The organism is Prosthecobacter sp., from assembly GCF_029946185.1.
Lineage (GTDB): Bacteria > Verrucomicrobiota > Verrucomicrobiia > Verrucomicrobiales > Verrucomicrobiaceae > Prosthecobacter.
Map to the genome: position 1 here is coordinate 659 of NZ_JAQSEA010000030.1, position 6,986 is coordinate 7,644.

Sequence of the window (6,986 nt, forward strand, 5' to 3'; positions counted from 1 at the left end):
CGCAGCAGGGCGCTCTAAGCATTATGTCAATAGTTGCACCCTGACCCCATTTCCCCCACGCGTGACACTTTTCGGCTTCGTCAGTGAAGGCGATGATTTTTTTGACGCCCCGCGTTAATCAAGTGCCATTCATGCCCGGCATCTTTTCTTCGCAGCAGGGCGCTCTAAGCATTATGTCAATAGTTGCACCCTGACCCCATTTCCCTATTGGTTGGCTCGTGGGTTCATTATTTCCTTAATGTAACTTTCACCAATCATTTCATACTTTCCATCTTCATGTGTCCATTTAACGTAGTGAGTACAGTTAGAATCAACACAAATGTAGTCACCATCACCAAAAGCGAATAGAGGGACGAGATTGCCGGGCATCGGTGGGTCAGCCTCAACTCTTTCCTGTTTCGTATGCCTGACAATATCAGCTTTATCCCCCCCTATCGGAGAAAGCCATCCTTGTGGCAATTTCCCCTGATTTTTCAACGCCCAAAATTTATAGTCATCTGGAAATGATATTTTCAGTAAATTCTCCATTGAAATGAATGAATCCTCAAGCTCTTTACTATCAAATGCAGTAGGCATCTTCATCTTTGCCAAATTCCGCGATCTCAGCGATTTCGAAGCGCCCAAACATTTAACGGGTTGAAATTTTGCATTAATTGATCCGTCCCAGCTTCTGCTTAAAACTCGGGCAAATCGCGAGCTACAAAGAAGAACGCCGCTCTGCAGCTTCACAAAATCTGCCTCGGGCATCAATGAACAATCTAATGACAAAGGAGTTGACTCGTGACATTCGTGATTAACGTCTATCTCTAAAGTGGGTCTATACAAAAGCAAATTAGGCATCAACTGGTGATTAACAGGCGCAAGCCCGACAACCGAATTCCGAATCAGTGATTCCAAGTCGCTTCCGAAAATCAACTTCCCATCCATTGATTTTCCCCAAGGTTCAATAGGAGGAACTAATTGTGAAAATCTCATTGAGTAAATCGGAGATGGACACCATTGGACAAATGGCTCAGCGAATAAATTCATGCCAAAATCACGCGCAAAAAGATTTCCACGGAAAACAAATGTTCGCTCAAAATTCAAGCCTTGAATGCCTGCCGCTAATTGATCAACCATATCGCATTGCTGCTTCGTAAAGCATGAGTGGCAATAGCCATCAGGAAATGAGGATCCCAGGAACAGACCTCGATCTCGCTGTTCAATGAGCTCTTGGAGGAACCCTCGCGATTGGGTTCCTGCCTCAAAACAATATTTCCATTCGAGCATCATATTACGCGTAGCCTAAGGTGTGGTAGTCCCATCCGTAACATGTGGTTTTGGATTTCGCGAGTGTTCTCCACTATCTTTCTTCCGATGCTCCGTGAAAGATTTTGGTTTTATATTATTAGGATCTGCCTGCAACTCAGGATGCGTCTTCACAGGTTCGATATGCGCACCTTCGATTGTCTTCCCATCAACTACAGATTTTGGACGTTTGCCTGCAAGAATATCAGCCTCTTGCTCGGGAGTCCATTTCCGACTCGGACTTCCCTGCCGTATGAGGTCTTGTTCTTTAGCCCACATACGATCCACACCCGTTCCTCTTGTTCCTGAATTAACTACATTATCAGTCTTCGAGGCAACGACATCAGCAGTTTTCCTAGCTGACGCAACCAGATCATCGCCGCCTTTCTTGACCATGCTGCTCACAAGCTCTCCTCCAGCCTTGAACACCTTCCCCCCGGCCTTCGCAAACTTCCCGCCAGCCACTTCTTTCCCAGCTTCAACCAGCGCTCCTTTAATATCTCCATTCAAGGCTGCTTTCGCCGCATCGTCGAACGGACTCAGCATATTAAGCGCCCCCATACTCGTGCTCTTTACTCCGTTAAGGGCGGTACCAGTCATCGCAAACGCCGTGCTATTTTGCGTCACGTTCACCAATGTTTCTGTCGGCATGACACTGGCAATGCCGCTGCCGATGGCTTCGCCCACCGGGGTGAACACATGCACATCGAGTTTTTCAAGGATCGCGGAAATAAACAGTCCGTGCGCATCAAATTGACTCCAAGGATTCTGCTTCACATAGGCATAGAGATTGGGGCCATCCACAAACCCCGCAGGGTCTCTTGAAAGCCACACGCCCGTCTCCAGATCCCGATACCGGAACCCTTCATTCAGCAGTCCCGTCGGGTCTTCGTCCTTACTGTTGCCACGCTGTTTGTCCTGGTTGGCTCCGGTTTCCGTCGTGCGGCGACCGTATGCTTCGTAGCTCGCCGTCCACGTCAGCGTCGCACTGCTGTCCGCCTGCGCCACAATGTCGCCGCGTCCGTTGCTCAGCGAGTACTTGGTGCCGCTGGCACGCATAGAGTACAGCAGGCCGCCCACGCCGCCGCCCATGTCCGGACCGCGCGTGTATTCCACGGTGGGCATTGCTGGCAGTGTATCGGTAGTGCTGTCAAATTCCGCGAGGCTCAGCCCCCCGGCGAACACTATCGCCGTCATCGCCTGCTGCACGGCGGAGACGAACTTGTGCGTCCCGATCCGCCGCGTGCGGTAATCGTAATCATACGCGTGCTGGTTGCCGTCTGGCATCGTGACACTGCTCAGCCGGTCCTGCGCATCCCACTGGGAAAATGTGGTCAGGGTGCAAATCTTGACAAATACACTGCCACTTCGCACCCCTGAAAAAAACTCTTCAACACCTTCGACAATCGGCACAGCACCTTGTTTCGATCCAACCGCCTAAACTACGGACTCACGTTCACAGCAGGGCGCTCCAAGCATTATGTCAAGAGTTGCACCCTGACCCCAGTTCCCACGCGAAAGCGGATAGAGAAAGCACGAAACACCGCCTTATCCGAGTGCCATTCATAACTGGCATTTTTCCTTTTGGTTGGCTCGTGGGTTCATTTTTAGACTAATGCCAAGCTACTTTTCCACTTTATTGCGGCATCTTCTTATTAGCCCAATTATCGTTAGCATAAAAAACGGAACCGCAAATCCAAGCACGTTGATGTCAGCGCCATTCAACGTCCACGATAAAGAAACTACCAATGATAGCATTCCAATCGTCAGTACGATGCTCCAAACTTTTATGCGACCTGAGAAGCTGGGCCAAATCTCAAGAACTGATGCTCCTGCAACTAGGCTCATGAGTCCTGCGAATTGCGTTGAAAAGGCCGGGTAAAGACTTGGAGAGCTGATTGTAGCGGTCGTATGAGTGAGATGCAGGAAAACTTCACGAGCTAAAACATCGCCCAGAATGAAAGCAGACAGCATTGCTAATATCACTGTAATTGCGCATCGCATAATTGGCTATTTCCCATGCCATTCCTGCCTGGCAACTTTTTTTGCGGCAGTCAGGGGCTTTAAACGGCTTTTAAACAGGCAGATGAAAATACCCGTGGATGTGCGGGTAGCCGCGGAAGTACCAGACGAAGTCGGGGCTTTCGATCTGCCAGGTGTCCCAGACTTTGTCGGAGGCGATGTCGTATTTGCCGCCGTAGCAGGAGATGAAGAGGCTGGGGATGAGGTTTTTGTCCTGGATGGTTTTCAGGGTGGCGGCGACGTCGTCGGGGCGGAAGCAGACGAGCATGCGGCGCATGGTTTCTAAAAGCTTGTCCTGCTGGTCCTGGCTGAGTTCGGCTCCGCTGAGGCCGGGGAGGTCGGTCTTGCGTTTTTCGATGACTTTGGCGGGGCTTTCGTCGCGGGGTTCGCGGCCGACGAGGATTTTTTCCTGCTGCTTGCCATCGAGCGCCTGGACGAATTCATTGAAGACGAGGCCTTGATACCAGAAGGGGTTGCCTTCGTGGTATTGGGTCTCGTTGAAGGCTTTGGCGAAGTTGCCGTAGAAGATGGGGCGGCCGCCGAAGCCGAGGCCCTGATCGGTGTGGGCATGGCAGCGGCGGGTGACGTGGTGGCCGGTGTAGATGAACTCGAAGTCGGAGTCCGCAGGGGTGCCGAAGAAGCCGACGGAGGGGGTGTTTTTGATTTTGCCCATCAGGTCCTTCTGCACCTGCCAGTTCATTTTTTCGCGGTGGTCGGGATGATGGAGGGAATCGAAAATTTGCCGCACGAGGTCCTGCTGATCCTTGGTGTAGAAGGTGTGCAGGCGTTGCTCGGGGCAGATGTACCACCAGTTGCTGACGTAGCCGCGCTGGGGGTGGTCAAGCGGGAGGACGATCTTGGAATGCTGCTCTTCGGTGAGGCTTTTGTAGAACTGGGTGGGCAGGGAGTCTTTGGCTGCTGGCGGGGTGGCGGCTCGCAGTGAGGGAAAGGCGGTGAACGCGGCGGTGGTGCCGAGGGCGCGGAGGATCTCGCGGCGGCTGAGGAGCTTCCTGTCCAAAGGTGCGAGGAGGGTATTCATGCGGGCATGTTCTCAGAGTCCGCTGGAAATGACCAGCAAATTGAGAGGAGGTGGGCGCGGTGCTGAGTGGCTTGAAGCAATCCTCACTGTTCGGCAAAGGAATGAACTGATTTTTCGATCAGCATTCAAACGGGCAGGGTTTTGGGAGATCGGCCTCCGTGGTGAGAGAGTCCGGAAGGGCGGGGGACCACGGATTTCACGGGCAGCACGGATCAAACCCATGAGTGCTGCTTTGGCTATCCGTAGGGTATTTCAGGCCTGCACTTCGGCCATGTATTCGCGCACGGCCCGCAGCGTCTCGCCTGCGATGTCGGCGCGGGCTTTGGCAAAGGGTGGGCGGAACCAGGGGAAGCTGCCGAGGAGGTCTGGGGTGACGAGCACCTGGCCGTCGGTATCTGGCCCGGCGCCGATGCCGATGGTGCTGGCTTTGACGAGGGCGGTGATCTGCGTGGCGACGGCGGGGACGATGCTTTCCAGCACCATGGCGACGGCTCCGGCCTGATCAATGGCCTGGGCGTCGGCAAGGAGGTGGTCGATGGACTCGGCGGTCTTGCCTTTCTTTTTGTAGCCGCCTTCTTCTTTCACGCTCTGCGGCAGCATGCCGATGTGGCCGACGAAGGGAATGCCGGCGTCGATGATGGCGCGGATCTGCGGGAGCATGCTGACGCCGCCTTCCAGCTTCACGCAGGCGGCGCCGCAGTCCATGAGACGCCGGGCATTGGCCACGGCCATCTCGGGGGTGAGGTAGCTGGCAAAGGGGAGATCTGCAATGACGGGCGCGCGGGTGACGCCACGGCAGACGGCGGTGGTGTGGTGCACCATCATTTCCATGGTGACGCCGGTGGTGTCTGGCATGCCGAGCACGACCATGCCGAGGGAGTCGCCGACGAGGAGGAGGTCCACCCCGGCGTCATCCAGCAGGCGCGCGGTGGGGTAGTCGTAGGCAGTGAGTACGGCCAGCTTGGGGCCGTGGGATTTGCGTTGAGTGAGTTCGGAGAGGGAAGTCATCATGAATGAGAAAAGTCGTAGCGGGGGATCGGGGTGCGCTTGAGCAGGATCAGCGCGGCCAAGGGATAGAGAATGCCGATCGCGATACCGAAGTAGCCGGAGGCCAGGGTGAAGTTCCGCGCGGTCTGAATCATGGCCGGATTTTTCACCTGCTCCACGGTGTGCGCCAGAGTGAAGGGCAGGGTGTAGGTGACGGTGAGCCAGGCGGTGAAGAGTGCTGCTACCAGGCCATAGAAGGCGGTGCCGATGGCGACCTTGCGGGCCAGCGGGCTCAGGCGCAGCAGGCCCACGCCGGAGACGAACTGCAGCAGTGCGTAGAGCAGGCCGGGAAAGAAGAGCGCCCGCATCATTGTGGCATAGGTGGGATGGCTGCGAAACATATCCGCCATGAGTCCGGTCTGCCCCTCCAGCGGGCCAAAGCACAGCCTGCTGTTTGAGACCATGTTGACGAGGGTGAAACTGCCAAAGAGGATGAAAAGGCCCCCGATGATCTGAAGGATGGCGGTGGAGCGGGAGGGCGTGGGTGGTTCCATGGGTGGCGTGCCTCACTAGGGCAGTCGGGGCCTGTGCTGTCATGCTGAAAATCATGCGTGACAGCGCATGTCTCATGCGTTGAGTGGGAGCACGGACTGCTTTCAACCCACCTGACACACCATGAAAACACTGCTGACCCTCCTCGCCCTCACCTCAGCTCTGACGCTGAACAGCCTCGCTGTCGATCCACCTGTGAACACCGCATGCCCTGTGTGCCACAAGGACGCGCGCCTGATTTTCCGCAGCAATACGAAGGATGGCAAGCGCGTCATCTTTGCCACGGCGGAGTGCAAGGGGAAGTTCGACCAGAATCCGGGCAAGTATCAGGTGAAGCCGAAGTCCTGAGTCGTAGCCGACTTTGAGGCACATCTACGGGGGGGATGGCAAGCCCCGCAGGCGACGGTGTGCCATTCTGCCATGGGATAGCGTTTTCAAAAACAGATGTCCGGATAGCGGCGCATGTCGACGCTCGGCGGCGCTTGGAGGACCAAGCGCCCTACCTGCGCTGGGCCTGCGCATGCCCCATGCGCAGGTAGGGCTGGCTGTCCCCAGCCCGCCACCATCGGACCTATCCTTCGTAACTTGACGCAGGAGAGCGAAGAAAGAAGCCCATGATCAGCACGCAAGAAACAACTTGCTCAACGAAAATGAGTTTTGCGAACCTCTATAAAAGCCTGCTTCCACGAGTGCCAACAATCCTGAAATCCTGGAATTCTGTTAATCCTGTCAAAAAGGCACCGCCTGATCCCTGAAGAAGATCTGCCGGATGACACGAGAAAGAGCGCAGGGCGAAGGTGATTGTTGTTGGGTGGTTGGGTGCCCGTTTTGACAGGATTAACAAGATGGCAAAATTTCAGGATTTTTATTCTGAAGGGCTGGCCAGCATCGGACCTGTCCTTCGTAGCTCGACGCAGGAGAGCGAAGAAGGAAGCCCATGATCTGCGCGCAAGAAACAACCTGCTCAACGAAAATGAGTTTTGCGAACCTCCATAAAAGCCTGCGTCCACGAGTACCAAGAATCCTGAAATCCTGAAATCCTGAAATTCTGTTAATCCTGTCAAAAAGGCACCGCCTGATCCCTGAAGAAGATCTGCCG

General features: G+C 54.8%; 7 protein-coding genes. 1 reads left to right on the plus strand and 6 read right to left on the minus strand.

Annotation, left to right across the window (positions count from 1 at the left end; all coding sequences use genetic code 11):
* Positions 1-204 precede the first annotated feature (204 nt).
* From PSV43_RS01800 to PSV43_RS01820, 5 genes are all read right to left on the minus strand, one after another.
* Entirely contained in the window at positions 205-1,272 is a 1,068-nt protein-coding gene (locus PSV43_RS01800; protein ID WP_300193072.1) for an SMI1/KNR4 family protein, read from the minus strand.
* 12 nt (positions 1,273-1,284) lie between these two features.
* A complete protein-coding gene (locus PSV43_RS01805; RefSeq protein WP_300193074.1) occupies positions 1,285-2,700 on the minus strand; it encodes an RHS repeat-associated core domain-containing protein in 1,416 nt (471 codons plus the stop codon).
* A gap of 661 nt (positions 2,701-3,361) precedes the next feature.
* On the minus strand, positions 3,362-4,348 hold the full coding sequence (locus tag PSV43_RS01810) for a DUF3500 domain-containing protein (RefSeq protein ID WP_300193076.1): 987 nt from the start codon (positions 4,346-4,348) through the stop codon (positions 3,362-3,364).
* A gap of 252 nt (positions 4,349-4,600) precedes the next feature.
* Positions 4,601-5,359 (minus strand): 3-methyl-2-oxobutanoate hydroxymethyltransferase, encoded by a 759-nt coding sequence (panB, locus tag PSV43_RS01815; protein WP_300193078.1) that lies wholly within the window; start codon positions 5,357-5,359, stop codon positions 4,601-4,603.
* Positions 5,356-5,889: a hypothetical protein gene (locus tag PSV43_RS01820; RefSeq protein WP_300193079.1), complete on the minus strand. Its 534-nt coding sequence runs from the start codon at positions 5,887-5,889 to the stop codon at positions 5,356-5,358. Before PSV43_RS01820 ends, panB begins: the two co-directional genes overlap by 4 nt.
* A 121-nt stretch (positions 5,890-6,010) precedes the next feature.
* On the opposite strand from PSV43_RS01820, the gene PSV43_RS01825 reads away from it, so the two are divergent.
* Positions 6,011-6,235 (plus strand): hypothetical protein, encoded by a 225-nt coding sequence (locus PSV43_RS01825; RefSeq protein WP_300193081.1) that lies wholly within the window; start codon positions 6,011-6,013, stop codon positions 6,233-6,235.
* A gap of 293 nt (positions 6,236-6,528) precedes the next feature.
* Here the strand turns inward: PSV43_RS01825 and PSV43_RS01830 are convergent.
* A partial coding sequence (locus tag PSV43_RS01830; protein WP_300193083.1) for a hypothetical protein occupies positions 6,529-6,986 on the minus strand: 458 nt, incomplete at its 5' end.